The sequence below is a fragment of the Nonomuraea sp. ZG12 genome (assembly GCF_052068115.1).
In the GTDB taxonomy this organism is placed as follows: Bacteria; Actinomycetota; Actinomycetes; order Streptosporangiales; family Streptosporangiaceae; genus Nonomuraea.
The window spans coordinates 335,592-358,861 of record NZ_JBQHCW010000005.1 but is presented as its reverse complement, the minus strand read 5'-3'; the positions used below and the strand labels follow the sequence as shown (position 1 = coordinate 358,861).

Below are 23,270 nucleotides of genomic sequence, written 5' to 3'. Positions count from 1 at the left end.
GCGTTCTGGCATGGCGAGAACCAAGGAGTTCGATCCTGAGGTCGCGCTCCAGCGGGCTCTGGAGCTGTTCTGGGAGCGCGGTTACGAGGCGACCTCGATGGCGGACCTGGTGGCGCGGCTGGGCGTCGCCAGGGCCAGCATCTACGCCACGTTCGGCGGCAAGCACGAGCTCTACCTGAAGGCGCTGGAGCGCTATCTGGAGACGACGGACCCCGGCGTCGTGGCCACCCTGGCCCAGCCGGGCCCGGTGCTGCCGGCACTGCGCGCGCTGGTGCGGTCCTACGCCGAGCAGTCCGCCGGCGACGACAGGCGTGGCTGCATGGTGGTCAACACCGCGGTGGAGCTGGCGCCGCACGACCCGGCGGCGGCCCGGTTCGTCGAGTCGAGCTGGAGCCATCTGGAGACGGCGTTCACCTCCGCCCTGGTGCGCGCCCGCGCGCAGGGTGAGCTGGCCGACTCCAAGGATCCGCGGGCGATCGCCCGGCTGCTGCTGGTGCTGCTGCAGGGCATGCGCGTGCTCGGCCGGACCGCGGGCGGCGGCCCCCGCCTGCGCGACGCCGCCGCGCAGGCGCTCACCCTGCTCGACTGACCCCGCCCGTAAGGCGGGGGTTCTCTCATGCCTTTATTCAAGACCGATCGTTCTCGATATGCAAAGGATGCTCACCCATGCGATTCGCCGACAAGGTCGTCCTCATCACCGGCGGCGCCGGAGCCATCGCCCGGACCACGGCGCAGGCGTTCGCGGCCGAGGGCGCCACCGTCGTCCTCGCCGGCCGTGACCCGGCGAGGCTCGCCGACGCCGTCAAGCACATCCAGGCCGAGGGAGGCCGTGCCGACTGGGTCACCGCCGACGTGACCAGCCCCGAGGACAGCGCCCGCATGGTCGACACCACCGTCCAGCGGCACGGCGGCCTGCACGCGGCCTTCAACAACGCCGGCATCATCGGTGACTTCGCCCCGGTGGCCGACCTCGACCCCGCCTCTTGGTCGGCCGTGCTGGAGGTCAACCTCACGGGGGTGTTCCTGTCGATGAAGTACGAGATCGCGTACATGAAGGAGCACGGTGGCGGCGCGATCGTCAACATGGCGTCCAACATCGGCGCGCACCGCCGCCTGGACGGCCTGGCCGCCTACGCCACCTCCAAGGCCGGGGTCAGCGTCCTCAGCCGCGCCGCCGCCCGCGAGTACGCCGGCGACGGCATCCGCGTCAACGCCGTCAGCCCCGGCGCCAGTGACACCGCCATGTCCTACCGGCCCGGCGAGACCAGGGCCGACCGTGACGCCCGGATCGTGCCGCAGATCCCGCTCGGCCGCGTCGGCGACCCGGGGGAGATCGCCGCGGCGGTGCTCTGGCTCGCCTGCGCCGAGGCGTCCTTCGTCGCCGGCCACGACCTGGTCATCGACGGCGGAGCCACCGCCTGACCGACGCCGTCAGCGGGAGAACAGGTGTGAGGCCGCGTCCAGAGCCAGCCAAATCCCGACGATGGCCAGCGTCCAGCTGACCATCGACGCCGAGTTCTTGACCATCCAGGCCCGCAACCGCTCCAGCCTCGGCTCCAGCCACCCACGGGCCACGCCGCGCAGAGCGAGCAGCACCAGCGGAGGCAGCACCATCACCAGCACGTACGCCCCCAGCAGCGGCACCCACTGACCGGGCGCCAGGTCCGAGCTCGTCATCATGCCGATCGCCGCCAGGTACGGCACCATGGTGGCAACCTCCAGCAGCCCGGCGGTCAGCCCCAGCAGCATCATCACCCCGGGCCCGCCCACCCGGGGCTCGAAGCGCCGCTCGGGCTTGCCGAGCTTCTCGCGCCGCTTCGGGTCGAACCGGTAACTCAACGCGAACAGCCCGACCCCTAACCCGAGCTGCACCCAGTACGCCGCCTGGCTGTAGAGGACATCCCCGAAGTTATCCACAAGTGTGGACAAACCCAGCATGAGCCCGACGCCCACGAGAAAGTAGAACCCTGCCACGGTCGCCAGATAGATCAGCAGCCGCGACGTCTGCCCCCGTCCAGCGGCCAGCAGGAGGAAGACGGGAATGCCCAGGGTCCCGAAGCTCGTGCTGTCGACGAGGGCCAGAGCGGCGAGCGCGATCAGGAGGCCGGCGGTCATGAGCCGATCCTCCAGGCCCGGGGCGTTCCGCACATCCTGCCGAGGGCCGAAGCCGCGTACATCCTTGTGCTGATATCCCCATGAAAGAGCTAGCTGAGGCGTCGTCAGGAGGAGGCTTTCGCGGCCGCCTTGATGATGGCCGCGACGTACTTCCTGCGGTCCTCGCCCGGGCTGATCTGGTTGTGCACGATGAGGGCGGCCAGGCCGTGAGCGAAGGCCCATGCCGCGATGAGGGCTTCCTCCGAGAAGTCGGGCAGCTGGCGTACGACGGCTTCGAGCGCCGCGCGGCCGGCGCGTGCGGGTTCCGCGTCCTCGCGCGTGCTGGGGTGGCTGAACATCAGGCGGAACAGGTGGGGCTCTGACTCGGCGAAGGTCAGGAAGCTCTCGATCAGCTCGGTGAGAGCGCCGTCCGTGGCCGGTATCGATGCGAAGCGATCGGTGAGTTCGCGATATCCCAGGGCGGCCAGTGCGGCCAGCAGTTCGTCCTTGTCGGCGAAGTGGCGGTACGGAGCTGCCGACGACACGCCGGCGTCACGGGCGACGGAGCGCAGCGAGAGGTTGGCCTCGCCCGAACGCTTCAGAAGGTCGCGGGCGCTGCGCAGCAAGGCGTTCCGAAGATCTCCGTGATGATACGGCGATGTGTGCACTGATAACATCCCGATGGCTCGGCAATGTAAGCATTGTCCACATTCTAGGGGGCCTGTATGCGGGCGTACGAGGTGGCACGATTCGGTGGCCCAGAGGTGCTCTCACTGGCTGAGAGGGCCGAACCGCTCGCCGAGGCCGGCGACGTGATCGTGGATGTTCGTGCGGCAGGGCTGAACCCGATCGACATCCTGCAGCGGTCGGGCACCTTCCGGCTCGCCAATCCTCCGCGCTTTCCCTTCGTACCGGGAAATGAGTTCGCCGGGGTCGTCACCGCAGTGGGATCGAAGGTGGAGTCTGTCGCCATCGGCGACGCCGTCATCGGGCGCACCGACAAGGCCCGCCTGGGCGCACTCGCGGAGCGGGTCGCCATCGACGCGAGTCTCGTGGCACCCATGCCTCGCTCGGTCGACTTCACCTCGGCGGCGGCCATTCCGCTGGCCGGCACGACCGCTCTTCAGGGAGTTCGGGACGCCTTGTCGGTGCGGCCCGGTGACCGCCTGCTCATCACAGGGGGATCCGGCGTCGTGGGCATGTTCGCCATTCAGCTGGCCGCACGCGTGGGTGCGCGCATCGTCACCACCGCATCCGCCGCCAGCGAATCGCTGCTGCGCCGTCTGGGCGCCGACGAGGTGGTCGACTACAGATCGCGTCCGGTGGACGAGAGCCTGGGCCGGTTCGACAAGGTGTTCGATCTTGTCGGCGGCGCGCAAACCGACGCTCTCATGACGTTGGTGTCTGCCGGCGGGCGTCTGGTCTCGGTGGCCTCGACGCCGACTCCTGGCTCGATCCGACACGACTATGTGATGAGTCCCCTGCGCGCCGCAACCCTCGAAACAGCTCTGTGGGTCGCCACGTTCGGGAAACGACGCCGTGCACGGAAAGGAGGATTCACCTATCGCTTCCTTTCGATGCGGCCCAGCAGTGAGGATCTGAAAGAGCTCAGTGCTCTCATCGACTCCGGTGACATGGAGATCATGCTCGACAGCACCTATGACTTCGAGCACGCGGCAGATGCGTTCGCCCGAGTCGAAACCCGCCGCGCGAAAGGCAAAGTCGTCGTCGCAGTGGGCGGCACGGCCTGACGCCGCCGGCCTCGTACGTCTGTGTGTTGACACCCACCGCAACCCGGGCTGTACGGGCGCATGGCACGAATGGGACACAAGGCGGACGACAGGCCGCCGACCTCGAACCTAACGTCGGGCAGGACCCCGACACGCGAAGGACCCCGTCCCATGAGATCCAAAGCCCTCGGCCTGTCGCCGATCGCCATCCTGGGCCTTGCCGCACTCGGCGTCCCCAGAGTGATCGCGCACGATCTGAGACTGGTCGGCCCAGCGGTCAACGCCCTGCTGGTCTTCCTGCCGATCGCCGTCTGGCTGGCGGTCGTGCTGCGGAAACGCGTCCCGAACCCGTTCCTGACCCTGCTGGCCATCGGCACCGCCTACGGCGTCCTGCTCGGCCTCACCCACCAGGTGCTGTGGTCGGCGTCCTTCGGCGACAACCAGCCCAGCCTCGGTGGCAACCTGGCCGGCGCCCTCTCACCGGCGACGGAGGCCGTACTCCTGCGCACCTTCGCCTTCGGCAGCAGCCTGCTGACCGGCGTCGGGGTCGGCGCGGCGACGGGAGCGGTCGGCTGGCTCCTGTCCCGCCTGATCCCCGCCGCACGACGCTGAGACTGGGTTATCCAGCTGGAGAGGTCACGTTCTCCGACGGCTCCTTCGACTCGTCCGCCCACACGTCCCGGCCACTGCTCCACAGCTCGGCGGCGTGGTAGGCGAACCGGTCGAACAGGCCATCAGCCTGGTGCCGGCGTAGGTGGAGCATCGGTGAGTCATGTCCGACGAGCTTGGCCAGGTGCGGGGTCACCAGCATCTCCGAGTCGAACCGGAAGACGCTCATGGCGATGTGCTCGTCGCCGTACCGTGCCTCCACTCCCGGGACGTCGCGTAGGTGCTCGATCTCCGACAGGGTGATCCTGATGCGCGTGGAAACCGTCAAGGGGACGTTCTCCACGGTCTCGCGACGGCGGGTGACGTCACTGTCCGGGTCGCCCAGGAGGAACCGGATCTTGCAACCCTGCTGGGCCTTCCGCTTGAGGACCTTGGCCAGGTTGGGGTGCTCCAGCCACAGGAAGTAATTCGTGTAACCGGCGAATACGATCTCGCCGCCCGCCGCGCTGATGAGATTACGCCAAACGGATTTAGGGCAAGCGGAACGATACGGATAAACGGTCAAAACTTCTCGATCTGGGCCTGTTTTCACCGTATTGCGAATAGCGTCTGGCCATAACACGGCTGTCTCAACTCCTAGTGCCTCTGCGGCGGACCACCGATGCCGCAGGTGCGGAACTCGAGCCTCATCCTGCAGCCAGCGTTCTACCGTCTTGATGTCCACTCCACACCGATCCGCCAGGTCTCGGCTGGTGACGTGCGCGTCAAGCATGGCGCGGCGTAGAGCGACGTTGGTCACGGTACACCTCGGCGGCTGAGGACGTGAGGGACGTTTCGCAGCGTAACGCTGTAACGTCCTGGACGTCTCGATAACGCGGTGGGGTTGTCACGTGAAAGTAAGCACGCTGATCACATGTCAACACCGGCGATTCTCGAAGACCTCCAAGCGGCCTTTCCTGGGTGGTCCATCTGGCGTAGCTCAGCGGGGCGTATGTGGGCGACCAGGAATGGGCGGCGCCTCACCTCGCTGGAGATATATCACGGCCTCTGTCAAACACTCGACGCCGACGACGTCGCGCAACTCGCGCAGCAGTTGAAGGACCAGGAAGAGGCGGAGAAGGCGCTATGAGCACCTCGCAGGCCGGGCCGGACGAGGACGCCAGTGGTTATCGGCTGGGGTTGTCCAGCTTGGAACGCGAGGCGGTGCAGCATGCTGTGGCTGCAGACGGGGGGATCAGCCTGTGCGGGGAGCGGGTGTCCCCGCTGCCGACCCTCGGCTGGTCCCTGCCGTTCGTGCCGACGGCCATGCGAGCCTGCCGGGCCTGTGTCCGCTTGGCGAATGAGCCGTACGGAGCCGTACGGCAGGAGCAGCCGTGAGCGCGACTGCCGGGTGCAGCCGCGCTCGAAAGGGTCAGCGGGTGGTCGCGGCGCGTCCCCTGGTGAGGAGGATGCCCAGATGCCGGCGACCCCGAACAGCAGGTGCACGATGTTGTGCAGGATCGAGACCTGGAAGACGCCGAGCAGAAGCGCGTCCGAGTGGTGACCGGCGACCCGCAGGTCGTCGACGTTCGTGGTGGCACCGGGGACGAAGCCCAGGATGCCGACCAGGAGGAACACCCCTCCGTGGCCCTGGCGTCAGTCGTGCTTGCCCATCGCTTTACGGATCACGTCGCGGGCCCGGTCCATCATCGCCATCGGCGTGCCCACGAGCAGGTTCTTGGTCGCCGACGTGGTGCCCGGGTGCGGGTGGGTGGGGGCCATGGCCTCGGCGGCCTTGACCCCGGCGGCCAGGGCCCGGCGCTCGGCGTCGCTGGTGTGGGCGCGGAGCTGGGCGAACTCGTAGCGCTCCTCGGCGCGGGCGTGCGCCTCGACGGCGCCGCGGAGCACGAGCAGGTTCTGCATGAAGTCCGGGGCGTCCGGGCCGGCCTCGTCCATCCGCTGCAGGAGCCGCTTGGCCTGGTCCTCCTCGGTGAGGCGGTCGTTGACGATCCCTTCGCCGCCGTCGAGCTTGGCGCGGGCGTACGGGTGGACGATCTCCTCCTCCGCGGTCTCGTGCACGGCCAGCAGCCGCACCAGGCGGGTGAACGCCTCGCCGCGCCGGTTCGCGGGCGCCTGCTCGACCTCGTCGAACAGGTCCCTGATCATCCCGTGCTGCGCCTGGAGCAGCTCGATGACGTCGGTCTCTGCCAGAACCGTCTTCTGGTCGGTCATGTCGATCCCCTCTCGAATACGGCCGGTGTCTACCCCTGGGGCAGCAGGTCACGCACGGCCTTACCAAGTTCGGGAGGTCCGGCGGCGAGGCGCGGAGATTGTCCCCCATGTCCTCGGGTAGGCCCGCTTGCGGACGTCGCCGCCGAGGTCGTCCGTTGCTCCGGAGGGGGTGCTGCGGGCGGGAGAAGGGCGGCTGAGCCCCAGTCGAGCAGCTCAAGGAGAGCATGGACATGACCTTCAATCCACTGCAGGAGCGGGGCATCCCGCTGGACAAGCAGCTACGCAACTGGCACGAGCTGAACGTCATGCCGATCGATCCGGACCACGCCGACCCGTACACCCGCTGCCGCGTCATCACGATGAACGGCATCGAGGTCGAGGCCGTCATGTTCAGCCACCACATGGCGCGGCACTGCCCCGACATGGAGGTCAAGCAGCAGCTGGCCCAGGTCCGCTACATCGAGGCGCAGCAGCAGAAGGCGGTCAACTGGCTGCTGCCGGGCGTCGCCTCGGTGCTGGAGACGACCATCGCCTACGAGCAGGTCGCGGTGGACCTGACGGCGTGGGTCGCCCGGATGGAGCCCGACCCGTATCTCATGCAGGCCTACCAGTTCGGTGTGCTGGAGGACTTCGACCACCTTTACAGGTACGCCAACCTGTACGAGATGATCGAGCACCGCAAGGCGGAGAAGATCGTCGACAACCTGACCGAGATCATGCCCGGCCGTCCGACCTATCTGCACCACCGCAATCCGGTCGACAACGTACGCGAGCCGTACGACAAGAGCGCCGCGGCGCCGATCTCCAAGCTGCACGCGCTGACCATCATGTCGGCCGAGCAGCAGACCATGAACTTCTACATGAACGTCGGCCCGACCTACATGGAGCCGATCGCCCGCCAGCTCTACCAGGAGATCGGGCTGATCGAGGAGGAGCACGTCACCCACTACGAGTCGCTCGTCGACCCGGGCGAGAGCTGGTGGGAGATGCTGCTCAACCACGAGTACAACGAGTGCTACCTCTACCACTCGTTCATGGAGACCGAGTCCGACCCCAAGGTGAAGGCCATCTGGGAGCTGCACCTCAACATGGAGCTGGAGCACCTGCGGCTGGCGGCGGAGCTGTTCAAGAAGCACGACGGCCGCGACCCGCAGCAGGTGGTGGCGCCCGAGCTGCCCGCGCCGGTCACGTTCGAGCCGAACAAGGGCTACATCCGCGAGCTGCTCAGCACCCAGATCGACGTCACCACGCTGGGCACCGGCTACGTGCAGGACGCCCACGAGCGCTTCGAGAAGTTGCAGAACGACATCATGGGCGGCGAGAAGCCCCCGTCGGAGCGGGTCATGCAGGAGAACCGCGACAAGTCCGGCGAGGAGTACCGCCTGGAGACAGAGGGCCCGCACCCCGTCGGCAGCCTGCGACTTGACCGCCACTGACCGCGTGACGGCGCGGCCGCGACCCGGCCACGCCGTTCCCGCCCGGGCGGAGCGCGCCGCCGAAGGGCCGGCCCGGCTCGTGGCGCGCCTGCGGCACGGCCGCGCGCTGCATCCTCGCGGCCTGATGGTGGCGGCCACGCTCCGGGTCACGGGAGGCGCGGCGCTCGGCGTGCTGGTGCTGGACACGCCGGGCGAGCACGAGGTGCTCGCCCGGCTGTCCAAGGGCGGCTCGCTGCCGGGCAGCCTGCCGGACGTGCTCGGGCTGGCCGTCCGCCTGCCGGGCCCGCTCGACCTGCTGCTGTCCACCTGCGGCCGGGTGCCGTGGCTGCTCCGGCCCAGGACCGGCTTCACCGCCGGGCCGTACTCCACGCTCGTTCCCTATGACAGCGGTACGGGCCCCGTCTGGTTCATGGCCTGGCCCGAGGGCATGTCGGTGCCCGCGAACCCTCGGCTGCTGGCGGTCGCGCTCGACCGGGGGCCGCTGCAGTTCCACCTGCACGCCGTACAGAAGGACAGGCGTGCGGTGCGGGTGGCGACGCTGCGGGTCCGCGCGCCGCTGCCGGAGACGGACGTGGCCTTCGATCCGGTGCTGAACGACCACCCGTCGCTGCGTCAGCCCGAGTGGCTGCGGCGGCTGCGGCGTGGCGCGTACCTGGGCTCGCGCCAGGCCAGAGCCGCCGAGGTGGACACCGGGGCAGGTCAGTAACCCCGGTTCAGCTTCACGCCCCGGCCGGTCTTGCGCCGGTCGCCGACCTGGTCGACCAGGTTGCCGCTGGAGGCGACGGACATCGACTCGCCTTCGCTGTCGGCGCCCTTGTCGAACAGCATGCCGATCTCGCGCTTGGTGCCGTGGCCCAGGATGGTGTTGCCGGACACCGCCGCGTGCCCGATCCCGTAGTTGACGGCGTCCAGGGCCAGGTAGACGAAGTCGACGTCGGCGGGCAGCGGCCCGTCGTCGCCGCCGAGGCGGGGCTTGCGCTCGGGCGGTGCCGCTCCCTGCTTACGCGCCTTGGTGATCGCGGCGAGCTGGTTCGGCGGCGGCAGGAACTTGTGGATCCGGTTGGCCGTGATCGTGGTGGCCGCCTCGCCCTGCAGGTCGCAGCGGATGCCGTAGTACGTCTGCCCCGCCGTGCCCTCGGCGCCGAAGTCCTCGATGTAGTTGTTGTGGATGGAGGTGCCGAAGCAGCGGTGGGCGTCGATGGCGTGCTTCGGCGTCGCGTACAGGTGCAGGTCGCTCATCGTCCAGCCGGCCGCGTTGTCCGTCTGGATGGCGTGGGTGCCGCTGAAGCCGATCCACGAGCGCTGCAGGGTCCAGTCGGTGACGGAGTTGCCCGGGTCGATCACCCGGATCCCGGCTTCGACGGCGCCGGCGATGTAGACGTCGCTGATGATGCTGTTGACCATCGTGTTCCGCAGCGGGGTGCCGTTCTGGGACGGGTTGCTGATGCGGATGCCGTCGCCCGGAGCGCCGTAGACGTCGATGTCGTGGACCCTGGTGTTCCAGGACCGCAGCAGCAGGCCGGCGGTGCCGGTGTTGTGGTCGCGGTTGCCGTCGATGGTCAGCCGCTCGATGCGTACGGTGTCGCCGCTGAACTCGGTGTTCTCCAGCCATCCCGCCGAGGCGAGCACGGCGGGCAGGTTGGTGCCGTCGGCCTGCTTGAGCACGGTGCCGGCCTTGGCGTCGCCCCGGTAGGTACGGCGGTCGAGCAGGCTGATCGTCTGGTTGATGAGGCAGGTCCCCTTGATGACGATCTCGTCCCCCTCCTGGGAGGAGTCGATCGCGGTCTGCAGGGTCTTGGCGTCATCGAGGGTGTTGGCGCAGGTGGCGTCCACCCGGGTGGCCGAGGCCGGTGCCATGGGCAGGAGAATCCCCACCCCTGTGGCCGCCACCGCCAGGGTGGCGGCGCCCGCGATGAGTCGTAACTTCGTCGGCATGGTTGTCCCCTTCGCGAAGTGGAGGGGCGATTCCCCCGTCCCTCCCGTGGAGGATCATCCTTACCAGAAATGGTCAAATTTGCTGGTTAATCGGGTTAATCGGCCTGGCGGAGGATGATCGCGACGCCGAGGGCCTCGGCCGAGGGCACGAAGGGGTCGCCGGAGGCGCTCCGGCCGAGCGGGACGCCGTTGCCGCGGAGCATCCGCTCGGCGGCGGGCAGGTCGCGGACGGTCACCGTGTAGGCGGCGAATCCGGGGATGCCCGGGGGACGCTCGCCCGGCAGGAGGCCGGCGAGCGCCGAGGCGGGCGCCAACGTGATCCCGGCCCCGTCGAACGTGCGGGCGGGACCGTCCTGCCGCGCGGACCGCCCGAGATAGGCGGCGTAGCGTTTCTCGGTCTCGGCCAGGTCCGCGTCGGCCACGCACAGCAGGCACCCGGCCAGCCCGACCGCGCCGTTGGGGTGATCGGCGTGCCGCGGCCCGTCCAGCGCCTCGGGCTGCGGGTTCTCGGCGAGGCCGGCCCTGTCTTCGGGCTGCGGGTTCTCGGCGAGGCCGACCCTGCCCTCGGGCTGCGGGTTCTCGGCGAGGCCGACCCTGCCCTCGGGCTGCGGGTTCTCCGCGAGGCCGACCCTGCCCTCGGGTACGCGGCCCTCGGTGCCGAACTCCAGGTAGCGGACGGGCTCCATGCGGGTCCCGTCGGCCGTCTCGATGGGGCGCCGCACCGCGTGGACCCCGCCATGGCGCACCCCGCCGGCGTCGATGCGCACGACGGCGGCGTCGAGGTCGGGTGCGTCGAACATGAGAATGTGCACGCCCTGGAAGCGCCGGAGGCTCGCGGTGAGCGTGGCGGCGGTGGCGCGGACGGCCTCGACGATCGCGGGCAGCCTGTCATCGGGCACGTTCAGCGGGATCGGCCGGGCGTCGTCGGGCATCCGGCTCCCGCCCGCGACGGTGACCAGCTCGATGAAGTCGCGCGGGAAGTACGCGTGCGTGTTGGCCAGCCCGAACGGCTCCGGCGCGGCCCCGGGGGAGGGCGGCATGACGGGATAGGCGGGAGCCGGGAGCAGGAAGCCGAGGCGGCGGTAGCGCTCGATCGCCTCGCTCATGTCGTGCACGAGATGGCCGATGTGATGCAGCATGATCACCTTTCGGGTGCGGCGTAGGCGGCGTCCCGGAAGTCGCGGCCGAGCTGGTCGAAGACGCTGATGGCCCGGCTCGCGGCAGCGGTGTACGCGGTCGCGGACGGCGTGGCGGCGGGGCCGAAGACCCGCCGCAGGGTGTCGGCCAGATGGTCGGCCTTGGCCTCCAGGTCAAGGTCAAGGTGCGGGGGCAGGAGAGGCTCGATGCCGAAGAAGCCGAAGACGATCGTCGGCAGCGGATAGTCGAGGTCCTCGGGGCGCAGATCCTCCCGGAGCAGGCCGTACTCCGCGAGCACGGCGAGGTAGTCGCGCGAGGCCATCAGCTTGGCGCCCTCCAGAGGCCCGCGGGCGGGGCTGGACAGGAAGGCGCCGAGCGTCTCCGCGTCCCGGGTGAAGATGGCGCGCAGCACCGGCCGCCGCATCGCCTCGACGAAGAAGCGGCGCATGTAGCGGTGCAGGGCGACCTCGGCGGGATCGTCGCGCATCGCCATGGTGACCGCCTCGATCATCTCGACGGCCTCTCGCGCGCCGACGGCGAAGAAGAGCTGCTCGCGGGAGCGCCAGTGCAGGTAGACGGTGCCCTTGCCGACCCCGGCCCGCTTGGCGATCTCGTCGATGGACACCCGCCGATAGCCCCAGCGCAGCAGCAGGTCCTTGGCGGTGTCGAGAATCCGGTCGGCGCGGGCGACCCGGTCGGCATCGAGCATGGAGCCTCCAGTGACTGATGACCAAATTAGCACATTGGTCATCAAGTGCCCAAAGGTCAGCCCGTTACAGCAGGAAGGCGGATCTATGCCTCGGGCTTGCGGGCGACGCCGGCCATGACCCAGGCGCGCTGGGCCTCGGCGTCGGAGACGTGCTCGTCGTTGCGCCACTGACGGACGTAGACGAAGCCCGGCTCCACCAGCTCCAGGTCGTTGAAGAAGCGCAGCGCCTGGTCGCGGGTGCGCGGGCCGCCCGAGGGGCGGCCGAGCGCCTTGCGGAAGATGTCGGTGATCGCGTCGCGGATGTCCGGCCGGGAGTCGAAGACGGCGTGGGTGAGGCCGAGATAGCTGCCCGGTGCGAGCAGCTCGCGCAGCCGCGCCACCTTCTCCTGCGGCCCGTTGTCGTCGGGGATGTACTGCAGGGTGCCGCCGAAGACCAGCACGGCCACGGGCCGCTCGAAGTCGATCAGCCGCCGCTTCACCAGGTCGGCGACCAGCTCGTCCGGGTGGAGGATGTCACCCTCGACCACCCCGGTCCGCTCGTCGGTGGCCAGCAGGGCGCGGGAGTGGTTGAGCGCCACCGGGTCGTCGGCGACGTAGACCACCTGCGACTTCGGCCCGACCGCCTGCGCGATCTCGTGCACGTTGCGCTCGGTCGGCAGCCCTACGCCGATGTTCACGAACTGCCTGATGCCCTGCTCGGCGAGGTGCCGCACGGCCCGCTCGCGGAAGGCCTGGACGTATTCGCCCATGGCCTTGGCCTCGGGCGCGAGGGCGAGGACCTGCTCCGCCACCTCCCGGTCGGCGGCGAAGTTGTCCTTGCCGCCCAGGAAGTAGTCGTTCATGCGGGCGACACTCGGAGTGTTGGCCGACACGCGCGCGGGCGGTCGCTGAGACGCCTCACTCATCCGTCACCTCCTGATAGCAGCACGTGAAACGTTAGCAACTACGGCAGCCGACACGGGTGCTTACCATCCGATAAATCCAGCCAATTCGGATAACTGATCTCCGCAGGTCACCGTCGGATGATGACGCCGTCCGCGATGAGCCGGTCCACGGCCTCGGCGATGGCCTCCAGCGAGGTGTGGCGCGGCCGGTGGCCCAGCAGCCGCTCGGCCTTGGCCATGCCGCAGTGCGGGCTGTGCGCGATGTGGTCGTAGGTGACCTCGGCCTCGTCCGCCGGCACGGTGGTCCGCCACTGCTCCCACGGCAGGAACGCCAGCCGCGCCTCCCGCCCGAACCAGCCCGCCACCGCCTCGGCGTACCCGCGCAGCGTCAGGGCCGTGGTGGCGACCGAGTGAAAGCTCTCACCCACGGCCGTGGACCGGCCGGCGAGCGCGTCCATGAAGATCCGTGCCACGTCGTCGACGTGCACGTGCTGGACGGTCTCCATGCCGAGGTTCGGCAGGACCAGCTCCTCGCCGTCGGCCAGGGTCTGGAACGCGGCCGGGTTGACGTTGCCCGCCGGGGTCACCGGCACCCAGCCGGGGCCGGTGATGTGACCGGGATGAATGATCGTGGCGGGAAAGCCGTCGCGATGCGCCCGCTCCAGCAGGTAGGCCTCGATGGCCGCCTTCTTCACGCCGTAGTCGCCGAACGGCCGCCTCGGCCGGTCCTCCGTCGTCGGGACCTGCCCGCTCGGGCCGTGCACCCACACGGTGCCGCAGTGCAGGAAGTGGCGGACCCGGCCGGTCAGGGCGGTGACGAGCTCGCGTGCGCTGGACTCCTCGAAGCAGATCAGGTCGATGACCACGTCGGCCTCCAGCGCGGCGATCCGCCTGCCGAACGTGCCGCCCGCCTCCTCCGCCTCCCGATCCGCGAGCACGGTGGTGACCTGCCGCCAGGCCCCGTGCGGACTGTAGGGCTCCCGCTTGCCGCGACTCACCGCGACCACGTCATGCCCCGCCTCCACCAGCCGGGGAACCAGATAGGTGCCGATATGACCACTGGCGCCGATCACCACTACTCGCATGCGCACAGCTTGTCCGCCTCCACCGGCCGTCGGCAACCCCCGCGGTTTGCCGATGCCGGGCTCGGGCAGCCGCGGGACATGGGCGACAACAACAGCCAGCACGTGAACGCCGCCGCACCGCGCGGTGCACGTACCAGAGCCAGGGGCCTGATCGGCACCGCGGCCGCCGGCGTCGCGCTCGGTGCGGGCGCGGCGATCGCCACCCGCGCGCTGGGCAAGCGCGCGCGCCGCCCGCGGCCGTCCGGATGGTACGCCGTCACCGTCGCCGCCGAACCCGGCACGCTGACCGGCCCGGAACGCCCCGACCTGCTCGCCTGGCTCGCCGAACACCACGAGACCCGCATCACCCCCGCCCCCGCCGGGCGAGGCAGTCAGATCGCGGTACGCACCGACGACGGCGAGATCAGAGAGCGGGTACGGGCACTCAAGCAACTGCTGGAGACCGGCGAGGTGCTGCGGATGGAAGGCCGGCCGGAAGGCCACCGCACCCCGCTCGGCCGGCTTGGCATCCCGGTGATGAGGCAGCTGACGAGAAGGGGGACGCGATGAGGGCGCTGTGCTGGTCGGGCGTCAACGAGGTGAGCGTGCAGGACGTGCCCGACCCCGAACTGCTGAACCACCAGGACGCGCTGGTCAAGGTCACCGCCAGCTCGGTGTGCGGCTCCGACCTGCACCTGCTCGACGGGTACGTGCCGACGATGATGGCCGGGGACGTGATCGGCCACGAGTTCGTCGGCGAGATCGTCGAGATCGGGCCGGACGTGCGGGAGCGGCGGGTCGGCGAGCGGGTGACGGTCTGCTCCATCATCGGCTGCGGCCGCTGTTACTACTGCGCCAACCAGCTCTTCTCCCTGTGCGACAACAGCAACCCCGACCCCGGCTTCCTGGAGAAGCTGAACGGCCACGCCACCGCGGGCATCTTCGGCTACTCCCACGCCATGGGCGGCTTCGTCGGCAGCCACGCCGAGTACGTCCGCGTGCCCTTCGCCGACGTCAACGCCTTTCCCGTCCCCGACGACGTGCCCGACGCCTCCGCGGTGTTCGCCTCCGACGCGGTGCCCACCGGTTGGATGGGCGCGGACCTGGCAGAGGTACGGCCCGGCGACGTGGTGGCGGTGTGGGGCTGCGGCGGCGTCGGCCAGATGGCGGCCGTGGCCGCCGTCCAGATGGGTGCCGAGCAGGTCATCGCCATCGACCGCTTCCCCGAACGGCTCGCCATGGCCGAGCGCCTCGGCGCGACCACGCTCGACTACGAGCGGACCGACGTGCTGGACGCGCTCAAGGAGCTGACCGGCGGGCGCGGGCCCGACAAGTGCATCGAGGCCGTCGGCATGGAGAGCCACGGCACCGGCGCCCAGTACGCCTACCACCGGGCCAAGCAGGCGTTGCGCCTGCAGACCGACCGGGGCCTGCCGCTGCGCCAGGCCGTCCAGGCCTGCCGTAAGGGCGGCATCGTCTCGGTCCTGGGCGTCTATCTCGGGCTGGTCGACAAGTTCCCGATGGGCGCGCTCATGAACAAGGGCCTGACGATGCGCGGCGCCCAGCAGCACGGTCAGCGGTACATCCCGATGATCCTGGAACGGATGGCGCGCGGCAGGCTCGACGCCTCGGCCCTGCTGACGCACCCGATGAGCCTGGAGGACGGGCCCAAGGGCTACGAGCTGTTCAAACACAAGCAGGACGGGTGCGTACGGGCCGTGTTCCAGCCTGCGGTTTGACCGCAAGACCTCCGGTTAGGGGTTCTGTATCTGCGGTAACCATGGGGGACATGATGAGCACCCGACGAGAGCAGGAGACCGAGGCCGCCGCCAAGACGCCGGTGGAAGAGGAGAGCCAGGCCGGGCCCGAGAAGGTCGACACGGCCCTGGATTACGAGTTCAAGCGGCTGAAGGAGCTCAACCCGGACGACTTCGAGTAACCGATCACCAGCGGGGGACCGGCATCAGGCTCACCTGTTTCGCGGAACCCAGGTGACATCGGGGGTTCCGGGGGCATCCTGCCAGTGCGGCATGCGTGCTTCCGGAAGAAGGAGAGTCCATGGCGGCGTCGAGCGAGGAGCAACCCCCCGGGACGTCGTCGACCGTTCAGGTGGTGTTGTCGCCCTCGAACGTGTGGCGGGTGGGGTTCGCGGTCGCGGCCATGGTCGCGCTCGTGTTCTTCCTGCACTTCGTGCTGACCGACGCGGGATCGTTCCTCTTCGTGGTGGTGATGGCCTGGTTCCTGTCGCTGGCGATGGAGCCGCCGGTGGCGCGTCTGGCCAGGCACATGCGGCGGGGTATGGCCACGGCGCTGGTGATGGTCGCCATGGGCATCGCGGCCGTGATCTTCCTCGTCCTGTTCGGGCAGCTCTTCCTGCAGCAGGTGGCGCTGCTGGTGGCGTCGCTGCCCGAGGTGCTGAGCGCCGTCACGCAGTGGGTCAACAATCAGTTCGGCACAAAGTACGAAATTTCCGACATTCTGGAATCGATCAGGCTGACCCCGCAGGACGCCGCCGGCTATGCGCAGGACGTTCTGGGAGGGCTGCTCGGCCTGGTCGGGACCGTCGCCGGAGTCGTGTTCAACGCCTTCGCCCTCGTCCTGCTGACCTTCTACCTCTCGGCCGACGGCCCCCGTGCCCGCCGTTGGATCGCGGGGCTCCTGACGGGCCGCTTCCAGCAGGTCTTCGTCAGCATCTGGGATCTGTCCACGGTGAAGACCGGCGGCTACGTCGCGGCCCGGCTCGTCCTGGCGGCCATCAACGGCGGCACGTCGGCGCTGGTGTTCCTGCTGCTCGGCATGCCGTCCTGGCTGGCGCTGGGCGTGTGGACCGGCGTGGTCGCCCAGTTCGTGCCGACGATCGGCACCTACATCGCGATCGCGCTGCCGGTGGTGGTCGGCCTGGCCTCGCCCACGCCCTGGATCGGGGTGGCGGCGCTGGTCTGGGCGGTCGTCTACCAGCAGGTGGAGAACCTGACCCTGGAGCCGCGCATCAGCGCCCGCTCCGTCAACATCCACCCGGGGGTCTCCTTCGCCGCGGCCATCATGGGCGCGCTGCTCTTCGGCGCGGTCGGCGCGCTGCTGGCCATCCCCGTGGTGGCGATGCTGCTCTCGGTCCTCGACACCTTCGGCACCCGCCATGCGATCCAGCCCTCCCTGACACCGCCCACCGAGGAAGGCCCCGTCGACGAACCGAAGGATGAACAGGCCCGGGAGATCCCCGGAACAGAGCCCGGTAGGACCCGGGCGGAAACCCAGGAAAGCGGCTGAAGGCGACCCCCTCCCTCATCCGGAAATATCGGATTCGGAGCGCTTAAATGCCAGCAAAGGGATCTCTGGTGTGAGAACATGACCCGGGCCCGATCATGCCGACTGGCAGTCATGCTGTCGGTCATGACGGTCCTCTTGACCGCCCTTCGAAAGGACGAACACGTGCGCAAGCCTGCCAAGGCTCTCGCCCTCGCCGCGATGCTGAGTGCCGGCACGGTCCTCGTGCATCCCGCCCCCGCTCTCGCGGCCGCCTACTCTCCCGAGGCGGCCTGTGCCAAGGAGTCCGGGCGCGGCGGCTGGACCCACGTGCGCGACAACAAGCGGACGATGAAGAGCGGCAAGTCCGTCTTCGGTTACGTCTATCTGATGTGGAACAGGTCGCTGCAGAAGAACTGCGTCGCCGCGATCAAGACCGCCTTCGCCGGCACGCCCACCTATACCCAGGCGATCCTGCACATCAAGGGCGGTGGCGCCTACCGGGACCCGGGCAAGCTGACCGCCAAGAAGTACAAGCACTACGCCGCCGCCATCGGCTACGGCAAGGGCCAGTGCGTCGACTTCGAGGGCTACACCACCGACACCCGCGTCGACTACGCCCTGGCCCACGCCAGGCGCGGCAAGTTCGCCAACTGCGGCTGACGTTCGTCGGCCCCGGCATCCCTGCCGTGGGTTCCGGCGATCCCCGCGACACCCTGAGATTCAGGGAGTCGCGGGGATCGTGGTTTCGCGGCCCGCGCCAACCTGCGGTTACCGCGCTGCGGTGGCCAGTGCCGCGCTGCTCGACGGCCGCATCGACGTCGGCTTTGTGCGGCTGCCCATCGACGAGACCGGCCTGCGCGTGACCCCGCTGTACACCGAGCCGCTGATGGTGGTGCTGCCCGCAGGCCACCGGTTGGCCGGCAAGGAGGAGGTCACCGAGGCCGACCTGGCCGGTGAGCCGCTGGTCTGGCATGCCGAGCCGAGCACGCACCCCACCAGGCGCCCCCACCCCGACTCCGGGCTCCGGGTGCGCGATGTGGAGGAGAAGCTCGAGCACGTCGCGGCCGGCCGGGGCATCTCGTTCGTGGGGCGTTCGGAGACAGTGTTCTACTCACGTCCGGACATCAGCTACGTACCCATCCCCGAACTCGCGCCCGACCAGGTGAGCCTCGCGATGGCGGCATCGCGCACCTCGCCGCTGGCCGACGATTTCTTCACCGCGGCGCAAGCGACGGCCGAGATCACGGCAGCATGCGGGAACTATGATGTGGGTGCGGCTGTTCCGAAGGGACGCTGAGATAGCCGGTCACCTGCGAGTTCCGCTTCTCGGTCTGTGGTCCAGGGCCGGGACGGCGACCCACCACCGCAGCCCTCGCGACACTCCGGTGTTGCGAGGATCACTGGCGTCCGCCTACCCGATGCCGGGGCCTTTCCCTTGGTCACCTTGCCTGTACGCTGCGACGTATCGCCAGGACAGGGGCAGATGGGGCGCGGTGGATGCTGAAGCTGGATCGGTTGGTGAACGTTCTCGGCGGCTATGGCGCCCGGCTGCTCAGTGCCCCCGTGTCACGGCAGGTGGAGCTCCGCAGCGTGGTCGTACACGATCCGGCCGATCCGCGCCCCGCCAGCGGGGACGTGTTCCTGCCCGTGGGGGTGGAGTCGGCGGACGAGGCGGTGCGGCTGGCGCGGGCGGCGCGGGCCGTGGTGGTGCTGGTGCGCGAGGGCGCGCCGATCGGGGAGAGCGTTCGCGACGGCGGGATCGCCGTGCTGCTGGTGGATCCCGAGGTGTCCTGGAGCCAGCTGTTCGGTGTGGTGTACGGCCTGGTGCTGGAGGGGCGTGAGACCGAGGCGGGGCGGGGGCCGACCGACCTGTTCTCCTTCGCCGACACGCTCGCCGGGGAGCTCGCCTCTCCGGTGACCATCGAGGACCAGATGTCGCGGGTGCTCGCCTACTCCGGTTCGCAACAGGCGGCCGACCCGGTGCGGCTGGAGACGATCCTGGGCCGCCGGGTGCCGGACGGCATGCGCCGGCTGCTGGAGAGCAGGGGTGTCTTCGCGCATCTGGCGACCTCGGAGGAGCCGCTGTTCGTGGAGCCCGCACCGGAGCACGGGCTGCGCGGCCGGATGGTGGTGGCGGTGCGTGCCGGGCGGGAGCTGCTCGGGTCGATCTGGGTGGAGTGCGAGCGCCCGCTGACCGGTACGGCCAGGACCGTGCTCAGCGACGGGGCCAGGGCGGTGGCGCTGCACCTGCTGCGCTCGCGGGTCAGCGCCGACCTGGAGCGGCAGGTGGAGTCCGACCTGGTCATCCAGCTCATGGAGGGCACCGCCGACGCTCCCGCGCTGGTCAGCAGGCTCGGGCTGCCGGGAGGCCAGTTCCGGGTGATCGCGCTGCAGGCGCACATCGGCGAGGAGCGGCACGCGGCGATCCTGCTCGCCTTCGAGCGCGCCACCACGGGTTTCGGCTGGTCACGGCCGGGGCGCAGCGCGCTGTTCGGCAACACTCTCTACACGGTGCTGCCCTGCGGCAACGACGTCACGCCGGCCCGCGACTGGCTGGCCGCGATCGTGAACGTGCTGCCCCGGCGGGTGACCGTGTTCGCCGGGGTGGGCGGGCCCGCGGCGCCCGCGCAGCTCGCGCCGGGCAGGCAGGAGGCGGACGAGAGCCTCGCCCTGCGCGCGGCCCGGCCGGGCGGCGGCGCCCAGCCGGTCGTGTACGACGAGTCGTGGGACGAGATCCTCCTGCAGCGATTGCGGGCGGCAGCCTCGGCGGGCCGCACCCCGGCCCGTGGCCCGGTCGCCGACCTGACCAGGCATGACGCCGAGCACGGCACCCGCTACATCGAGACGTTGCGCGCCTGGCTGGAGGCGCAGGGAGATCTGGGCGACGCGGCCGCCCGCCTGGGCGTGCACCCGAACACGGTTCGCTACCGGCTGCGCAAGATGGCCGCGATCACCACCCTGCGGCTCGACGCCCCGGAGAAGCGGCTGGCGATGATCATCGCACTCGCGGTCGATCAAGGCTTGTCGTAGCGGGACAAAGGTCCATCTCCCGGTTGTCCGCCGCCTACAGCTGCTTTCGGCCCCGTACGGGTGATGCTCGTCATATACCCGGAAAAGAGCGGAGAAGTGGCGATGGCTATCGACGGTGGACCACGTACGGCAGTGGTGATCGGTGCCGGTGTGGTGGGCCTGTCCACCGCCTGGTTCCTGCAGGAGCGCGGGGTGGACGTGACCGTGGTGGACCGCGACGGCGTGGCCGCCGGCGCGTCCTGGGGCAACGCGGGCTGGCTCTCGCCCGGCCTCGCCATCCCGCTCAACGAGCCCGGTGTCCTGCGCTACGGCCTGCGCTCCTTGCTCGACCGGGACGCCCCCCTGCACGTCCCGGCCACTCCCGACGTGGGCCTGTGGTCGTTCCTGGCCCGGTTCGCGCTGCACTGCAACTGGAAGGACTGGGGCCGCGCCGTACAGGCGAACCTGCCCTTCAACGAGGAGGCCCTGGAGGCGTTCGACGTGCTCGCTGCCAACGGCGTCGAGGCGCCCACGAACGAGGCCCCGATCATGGCGGCGTTCGGGAGCGTACGGCAGGCCGTGTCGCTCCTGCACGAGCTGCGGCGGATCAACGACTCCGGGCTGGAGATCCGGTACACCGCCCTTGAGGGGGACGAGCTGCGCGAGCAGGCGCCCCAGCTCTCGGCCAGGGCGACGGCGGGCATCCGGCTGGACGGGCAGCGCTACGTCGACCCCGGCGCGTTCACTGAGTCGCTGGCCAGTGCCGTCACCGCTCGCGGCGCCACGATCCGCGCAGGTTTCCGGGTGAGCGGCGTACGCTCCGAGAAGGGCGGGCAGACGGTCGTCTCCGACACCGGGGAGTCGCTCAGGGCCGACGCCGTCGTCCTGGCTACCGGCGCCTGGCTGAACCAGCTCGGCAAGGCGTGGGGCGTCCGGACGCCGGTGCGCGCCGGGCGCGGCTACTCCTTCACCGTGCCGACGGACGAGCCCGTGGCCGGTCCGATCTACCTGCCGGCCGTCCGGGTGGCGTGCACGCCGTACCAGGGCAAGCTGCGGGTGGCCGGCACGATGGAGTTCCGCGACGCCGACGCCCCGCTCTACCAGCGGCGGGTCGAGGCGATCATCGCGTCCGCGCGGCCGCTGCTGTCCGGCGTCTCCTGGGAGGAGCGCACCAACACCTGGGTCGGTCCCCGTCCCGTCACGCCCGACGGCAGGCCGCTGGTCGGCGCCACGGCAGTGCCCGGCATCTACGTCGCCGGCGGCCACGGCATGTGGGGGTTCACCCACGGCCCGGCCACCGGCCGGATGCTCGCCGAGCGGATCACGACCGGCAAGCTGTCGGCGGCGCTGCGGGAGTTCGATCCCACCCGCTGACCTGCTGGAAAAGCTGCTGGAACGCGTGCCGCCGCCACCTCACCGAGGTGGCGGCGACACTGAAGCACCGATCAGACGCCGATGGCGTGGTTGATCAGGTCGTAGCCGGTCGGGCAGGACAGGTGGTTACGCCTGCCGTTGAACTCCTCGGTCAGCTCCGCGGTGATGTCGCCGTTCTCGCAGCGGATCCAGTGCTGGTATTCACGGGTGTAGCGGCAGCTGGCGATCGAGGTTGCGTTGCTGGTGTACAGCTTGCACTCCACGGGCGGCACCGCGGCCGCCGAGGCGGTCCCGGCCGAGAAGATGAGCCCGCCTGCGATCAGGCCGGGGGTGGCGAGCATGACAAGGGTGCGCTTGAGCATGATTGACCTCCGTGTGAGGCGACGCCGGTCGCCCGGTGCCGCGATTCGTAACGTTGCGTAGCCATGCTCGCGTCGGAGGTCACCCGGCCGCTGGAACGGCATGGCGCACCTGGCTTAAATTCTGGTCACGACCGGGTATGGCGTATCACCAGTTGGCGGGCAGCCCCGGCGTGGTCGGGGGCAGGGCGTGGCCCGGCGGGTGGATGACGTAGGCGACACCGCCGCTGCTGGAGCCGCGCAGCCAGACGTTCTCGAACGCGGCCCTCGGATAGACGTGCCGTACGGCGGCGTTGCTGGGCGAGGCGGGGTCGTTGGCGATCACGTCACCGGTCGCCGTGAACCCGACGACCACCATGATGTGACCGTCGGTGCCGTAGCCCGCGCCCGGCAGCTCGCCCTTCTTGAACGACTGCGAGGTGATCACCGGGATGCCGGCGCCGACCAGGCGCTCCAGCTCGGTCAGCGTGCGCAGCCTGGTGATGAACCCGTCCAGGCCGTACCGCCCGGCGTAGGCGGTGTTGAACGGCCAGTTGCCGGCGCCCTCGTAGGCGTGGTCGTAGGTGTGGCGGGCGGCGTGGTCCACTTCCGGATCGGGGTCGGACGGGTTCACCCAGGAGGTGTCCGCCGCGCTCGGCCACCGGTCCCAGTAGCCGAGCACCATGGTCGTCGAGGTGGGGCTGCACCACGCCTGGCCGCCGCCGTCCCACTCCGGGTAGTGGCCCTGGTGCACGTTCTGGGAGCGGCGCGGGACGTTCAGCTCGGTCCCCCAGGCGCCGCCCGCCGGGCTGACCGGGACCTTCTTACGCTGCGGGACATGGGAGGCCATCGCGCCGAGGGTGCGCACGCGCGGTGTCACGGTGGAGCCGGGCGTCCGGTAGAGGGTGACCCGCAGCTGGTAGGCGCGGATCCGCCTGCCCTTCGCCGCGACGAGCGTGTCGACGGCCACGTCCGCGTCGGCGTCGCGCTGGCCCCGCACCGAGGTGCGCTGGATGTCGCCGTCACCGTAGGCCCAGCGGCCGAGCACGTACCACTTGGTCAGTCCCGAGTCGTTGCGGGCGCGGGCCTCGACCTGCATCCAGCTTCCGGCCGGGACGTCGGCGGTCCAGGAGGCGATCAGCTCGGTGGCGGGGAAGCCGACCGCCCGCTCGGGGCCGGTCCACCGGGCGTACTCCCAGTTCTTGGTGCCGAGCGCGTCGGTGTAGGAGGTGGTGCCGGTGGCGGCGGCGAAGGACAGGCCGTCGGCGGTGGCCGTCCCGTCGGAGGCGCCGTCGGCGAACACGGCCCGCTGATAGCGGACGTCCGCCGCGCCGGGCGGGGGCTTCGTCCCCACCTTCGCCTGGCCCGCGGCGGGGGTGGTGAGAGCCGTCGCCAGCAGGACGGTGGAGAGGAAGCCGGTCAACACGGTCAGCCTGCGCATGGACCCACCTTCTCCGACGGCGCTCGGTCCCGGCAGACAGTAGGCAACAGGGG

The 23,270-nt window shown here is 70.0% G+C and carries 26 protein-coding genes and 1 pseudogene; 15 read left to right on the top strand and 12 right to left on the bottom strand.

Annotated elements, in window-relative coordinates:
• The first annotated feature begins 10 nt into the window (after nt 1-10).
• Together ACTMTF_RS18305 and ACTMTF_RS18300 are read left to right on the top strand one after the other, a co-directional pair.
• Nucleotides 11-589: a TetR/AcrR family transcriptional regulator gene (locus ACTMTF_RS18305; RefSeq protein ID WP_441111758.1), complete on the top strand. Its 579-nt coding sequence runs from the start codon at nt 11-13 to the stop codon at nt 587-589.
• Nucleotides 590-666: 77 nt separating this feature from the next.
• On the top strand, nt 667-1,422 hold the full coding sequence (locus ACTMTF_RS18300; RefSeq protein WP_441111757.1) for an SDR family NAD(P)-dependent oxidoreductase: 756 nt from the start codon (nt 667-669) through the stop codon (nt 1,420-1,422).
• A gap of 9 nt (nt 1,423-1,431) precedes the next feature.
• On the opposite strand, the gene ACTMTF_RS18295 is transcribed toward ACTMTF_RS18300, so the two are convergent.
• Nucleotides 1,432-2,115, bottom strand: coding sequence for a GAP family protein (locus ACTMTF_RS18295; RefSeq protein WP_441111756.1), 684 nt, complete (start codon nt 2,113-2,115; stop codon nt 1,432-1,434).
• Between the two features lie 104 nt (nt 2,116-2,219).
• Complete coding sequence (locus ACTMTF_RS18290; protein WP_441111755.1) at nt 2,220-2,720, bottom strand: TetR/AcrR family transcriptional regulator; 501 nt, start codon at nt 2,718-2,720, stop codon at nt 2,220-2,222.
• Between the two features lie 99 nt (nt 2,721-2,819).
• On the opposite strand from ACTMTF_RS18290, the gene ACTMTF_RS18285 reads away from it, so the two are divergent.
• Nucleotides 2,820-3,845 (top strand): NADP-dependent oxidoreductase, encoded by a 1,026-nt coding sequence (locus tag ACTMTF_RS18285; protein WP_441111754.1) that lies wholly within the window; start codon nt 2,820-2,822, stop codon nt 3,843-3,845.
• A gap of 150 nt (nt 3,846-3,995) precedes the next feature.
• Nucleotides 3,996-4,436 (top strand): hypothetical protein, encoded by a 441-nt coding sequence (locus ACTMTF_RS18280; protein ID WP_441111753.1) that lies wholly within the window; start codon nt 3,996-3,998, stop codon nt 4,434-4,436.
• 7 nt (nt 4,437-4,443) lie between these two features.
• Here the strand turns inward: ACTMTF_RS18280 and ACTMTF_RS18275 are convergent, their stop codons facing one another.
• Nucleotides 4,444-4,998: a hypothetical protein gene (locus ACTMTF_RS18275; RefSeq protein ID WP_441111752.1), complete on the bottom strand. Its 555-nt coding sequence runs from the start codon at nt 4,996-4,998 to the stop codon at nt 4,444-4,446.
• Nucleotides 4,999-5,558: 560 nt separating this feature from the next.
• On the opposite strand from ACTMTF_RS18275, the gene ACTMTF_RS18270 reads away from it, so the two are divergent.
• Entirely contained in the window at nt 5,559-5,810 is a 252-nt protein-coding gene (locus tag ACTMTF_RS18270; protein ID WP_441111823.1) for a hypothetical protein, read from the top strand.
• 63 nt (nt 5,811-5,873) lie between these two features.
• Here the strand turns inward: ACTMTF_RS18270 and ACTMTF_RS18265 are convergent.
• Both ACTMTF_RS18265 and ACTMTF_RS18260 read right to left on the bottom strand, forming a co-directional pair.
• Nucleotides 5,874-6,050 (bottom strand): annotated as a pseudogene (locus ACTMTF_RS18265) (DUF4383 domain-containing protein); the annotation flags it as partial.
• Nucleotides 6,051-6,068: 18 nt separating this feature from the next.
• Nucleotides 6,069-6,644 carry a hemerythrin domain-containing protein gene (locus ACTMTF_RS18260; RefSeq protein ID WP_397007575.1) on the bottom strand — a complete coding sequence of 192 codons (576 nt, stop codon included), beginning with the start codon at nt 6,642-6,644 and terminating at the stop codon, nt 6,069-6,071.
• Between the two features lie 230 nt (nt 6,645-6,874).
• Here ACTMTF_RS18260 and ACTMTF_RS18255 point away from each other — a divergent pair, with 230 nt between their 5' ends.
• Nucleotides 6,875-8,080, top strand: coding sequence for a hypothetical protein (locus ACTMTF_RS18255; protein ID WP_441111751.1), 1,206 nt, complete (start codon nt 6,875-6,877; stop codon nt 8,078-8,080).
• Nucleotides 8,067-8,786, top strand: coding sequence for a hypothetical protein (locus ACTMTF_RS18250; protein ID WP_441111750.1), 720 nt, complete (start codon nt 8,067-8,069; stop codon nt 8,784-8,786). Before ACTMTF_RS18255 ends, ACTMTF_RS18250 begins: the two co-directional genes overlap by 14 nt.
• On the opposite strand, the gene ACTMTF_RS18245 is transcribed toward ACTMTF_RS18250, so the two are convergent.
• The 5 genes from ACTMTF_RS18245 to ACTMTF_RS18225 form a co-directional block, all read right to left on the bottom strand.
• Nucleotides 8,780-10,015: a hypothetical protein gene (locus tag ACTMTF_RS18245; RefSeq protein WP_441111749.1), complete on the bottom strand. Its 1,236-nt coding sequence runs from the start codon at nt 10,013-10,015 to the stop codon at nt 8,780-8,782. The genes ACTMTF_RS18250 and ACTMTF_RS18245 overlap by 7 nt on opposite strands.
• A 95-nt stretch (nt 10,016-10,110) precedes the next feature.
• Nucleotides 10,111-11,154: a VOC family protein gene (locus ACTMTF_RS18240; protein WP_441111748.1), complete on the bottom strand. Its 1,044-nt coding sequence runs from the start codon at nt 11,152-11,154 to the stop codon at nt 10,111-10,113.
• A gap of 2 nt (nt 11,155-11,156) precedes the next feature.
• The gene (locus tag ACTMTF_RS18235; protein ID WP_441111747.1) at nt 11,157-11,861 is read right to left on the bottom strand and encodes a TetR/AcrR family transcriptional regulator; all 705 of its coding nucleotides are present in this window, start codon (nt 11,859-11,861) and stop codon (nt 11,157-11,159) included.
• 83 nt (nt 11,862-11,944) lie between these two features.
• Nucleotides 11,945-12,766 (bottom strand): SAM-dependent methyltransferase, encoded by an 822-nt coding sequence (locus ACTMTF_RS18230; protein WP_441111746.1) that lies wholly within the window; start codon nt 12,764-12,766, stop codon nt 11,945-11,947.
• Nucleotides 12,767-12,873: 107 nt separating this feature from the next.
• A complete protein-coding gene (locus ACTMTF_RS18225; RefSeq protein WP_441111745.1) occupies nt 12,874-13,830 on the bottom strand; it encodes an NAD-dependent epimerase/dehydratase family protein in 957 nt (318 codons plus the stop codon).
• 78 nt (nt 13,831-13,908) lie between these two features.
• Here ACTMTF_RS18225 and ACTMTF_RS18220 point away from each other — a divergent pair, with 78 nt between their 5' ends.
• The 8 genes from ACTMTF_RS18220 (at nt 13,909) to ACTMTF_RS18185 (ending at nt 21,438) form a co-directional block, all read left to right on the top strand.
• Complete coding sequence (locus ACTMTF_RS18220) at nt 13,909-14,379, top strand: hypothetical protein (RefSeq protein ID WP_441111744.1); 471 nt, start codon at nt 13,909-13,911, stop codon at nt 14,377-14,379.
• Nucleotides 14,376-15,548 carry a zinc-dependent alcohol dehydrogenase gene (locus ACTMTF_RS18215; protein WP_441111743.1) on the top strand — a complete coding sequence of 391 codons (1,173 nt, stop codon included), beginning with the start codon at nt 14,376-14,378 and terminating at the stop codon, nt 15,546-15,548. The genes ACTMTF_RS18220 and ACTMTF_RS18215 overlap by 4 nt, the downstream gene beginning before the upstream one ends.
• Before the next feature lie 50 nt (nt 15,549-15,598).
• Nucleotides 15,599-15,748 (top strand): hypothetical protein, encoded by a 150-nt coding sequence (locus ACTMTF_RS18210; protein ID WP_441111742.1) that lies wholly within the window; start codon nt 15,599-15,601, stop codon nt 15,746-15,748.
• 119 nt (nt 15,749-15,867) lie between these two features.
• Nucleotides 15,868-17,076 carry an AI-2E family transporter gene (locus ACTMTF_RS18205; RefSeq protein ID WP_441111741.1) on the top strand — a complete coding sequence of 403 codons (1,209 nt, stop codon included), beginning with the start codon at nt 15,868-15,870 and terminating at the stop codon, nt 17,074-17,076.
• Between the two features lie 162 nt (nt 17,077-17,238).
• Nucleotides 17,239-17,715, top strand: coding sequence for a hypothetical protein (locus ACTMTF_RS18200; protein WP_441111740.1), 477 nt, complete (start codon nt 17,239-17,241; stop codon nt 17,713-17,715).
• A gap of 121 nt (nt 17,716-17,836) precedes the next feature.
• A complete protein-coding gene (locus ACTMTF_RS18195; RefSeq protein ID WP_441111739.1) occupies nt 17,837-18,352 on the top strand; it encodes a LysR family transcriptional regulator substrate-binding protein in 516 nt (171 codons plus the stop codon).
• A gap of 200 nt (nt 18,353-18,552) precedes the next feature.
• Nucleotides 18,553-20,085, top strand: coding sequence for a PucR family transcriptional regulator (locus ACTMTF_RS18190; protein WP_441111738.1), 1,533 nt, complete (start codon nt 18,553-18,555; stop codon nt 20,083-20,085).
• Nucleotides 20,086-20,187: 102 nt separating this feature from the next.
• The gene (locus ACTMTF_RS18185) at nt 20,188-21,438 is read left to right on the top strand and encodes an NAD(P)/FAD-dependent oxidoreductase (protein WP_441111737.1); all 1,251 of its coding nucleotides are present in this window, start codon (nt 20,188-20,190) and stop codon (nt 21,436-21,438) included.
• Between the two features lie 71 nt (nt 21,439-21,509).
• Here ACTMTF_RS18185 and ACTMTF_RS18180 read toward each other — a convergent pair whose 3' ends face one another.
• Nucleotides 21,510-21,800, bottom strand: coding sequence for a hypothetical protein (locus ACTMTF_RS18180; RefSeq protein ID WP_441111736.1), 291 nt, complete (start codon nt 21,798-21,800; stop codon nt 21,510-21,512).
• A gap of 145 nt (nt 21,801-21,945) precedes the next feature.
• Nucleotides 21,946-23,217: a C39 family peptidase gene (locus ACTMTF_RS18175; protein ID WP_441111735.1), complete on the bottom strand. Its 1,272-nt coding sequence runs from the start codon at nt 23,215-23,217 to the stop codon at nt 21,946-21,948.
• Nucleotides 23,218-23,270: the final 53 nt, after the last annotated feature.

Excerpts from the sequence above, each read along its gene's own strand:
- ACTMTF_RS18305 (WP_441111758.1), top strand. The coding sequence starts at position 11 with ATGGCGAGAACCAAGGAGTTCGATCCTGAGGTCGCGCTCCAGCGGGCT.
- ACTMTF_RS18300 (WP_441111757.1), top strand. The coding sequence starts at position 667 with ATGCGATTCGCCGACAAGGTCGTCCTCATCACCGGCGGCGCCGGAGCC.
- ACTMTF_RS18295 (WP_441111756.1), bottom strand. The coding sequence starts at position 2,115 with ATGACCGCCGGCCTCCTGATCGCGCTCGCCGCTCTGGCCCTCGTCGAC.
- ACTMTF_RS18285 (WP_441111754.1), top strand. The coding sequence starts at position 2,820 with ATGCGGGCGTACGAGGTGGCACGATTCGGTGGCCCAGAGGTGCTCTCA.
- ACTMTF_RS18280 (WP_441111753.1), top strand. The coding sequence starts at position 3,996 with ATGAGATCCAAAGCCCTCGGCCTGTCGCCGATCGCCATCCTGGGCCTT.
- ACTMTF_RS18270 (WP_441111823.1), top strand. The coding sequence starts at position 5,559 with ATGAGCACCTCGCAGGCCGGGCCGGACGAGGACGCCAGTGGTTATCGG.
- ACTMTF_RS18260 (WP_397007575.1), bottom strand. The coding sequence starts at position 6,644 with ATGACCGACCAGAAGACGGTTCTGGCAGAGACCGACGTCATCGAGCTG.
- ACTMTF_RS18255 (WP_441111751.1), top strand. The coding sequence starts at position 6,875 with ATGACCTTCAATCCACTGCAGGAGCGGGGCATCCCGCTGGACAAGCAG.
- ACTMTF_RS18245 (WP_441111749.1), bottom strand. The coding sequence starts at position 10,015 with ATGCCGACGAAGTTACGACTCATCGCGGGCGCCGCCACCCTGGCGGTG.
- ACTMTF_RS18240 (WP_441111748.1), bottom strand. The coding sequence starts at position 11,154 with ATGCTGCATCACATCGGCCATCTCGTGCACGACATGAGCGAGGCGATC.
- ACTMTF_RS18235 (WP_441111747.1), bottom strand. The coding sequence starts at position 11,861 with ATGCTCGATGCCGACCGGGTCGCCCGCGCCGACCGGATTCTCGACACC.
- ACTMTF_RS18230 (WP_441111746.1), bottom strand. The coding sequence starts at position 12,766 with ATGAGTGAGGCGTCTCAGCGACCGCCCGCGCGCGTGTCGGCCAACACT.
- ACTMTF_RS18225 (WP_441111745.1), bottom strand. The coding sequence starts at position 13,830 with ATGCGAGTAGTGGTGATCGGCGCCAGTGGTCATATCGGCACCTATCTG.
- ACTMTF_RS18220 (WP_441111744.1), top strand. The coding sequence starts at position 13,909 with ATGGGCGACAACAACAGCCAGCACGTGAACGCCGCCGCACCGCGCGGT.
- ACTMTF_RS18215 (WP_441111743.1), top strand. The coding sequence starts at position 14,376 with ATGAGGGCGCTGTGCTGGTCGGGCGTCAACGAGGTGAGCGTGCAGGAC.
- ACTMTF_RS18210 (WP_441111742.1), top strand. The coding sequence starts at position 15,599 with ATGATGAGCACCCGACGAGAGCAGGAGACCGAGGCCGCCGCCAAGACG.
- ACTMTF_RS18205 (WP_441111741.1), top strand. The coding sequence starts at position 15,868 with ATGGCGGCGTCGAGCGAGGAGCAACCCCCCGGGACGTCGTCGACCGTT.
- ACTMTF_RS18190 (WP_441111738.1), top strand. The coding sequence starts at position 18,553 with ATGCTGAAGCTGGATCGGTTGGTGAACGTTCTCGGCGGCTATGGCGCC.
- ACTMTF_RS18185 (WP_441111737.1), top strand. The coding sequence starts at position 20,188 with ATGGCTATCGACGGTGGACCACGTACGGCAGTGGTGATCGGTGCCGGT.
- ACTMTF_RS18180 (WP_441111736.1), bottom strand. The coding sequence starts at position 21,800 with ATGCTCAAGCGCACCCTTGTCATGCTCGCCACCCCCGGCCTGATCGCA.
- ACTMTF_RS18175 (WP_441111735.1), bottom strand. The coding sequence starts at position 23,217 with ATGCGCAGGCTGACCGTGTTGACCGGCTTCCTCTCCACCGTCCTGCTG.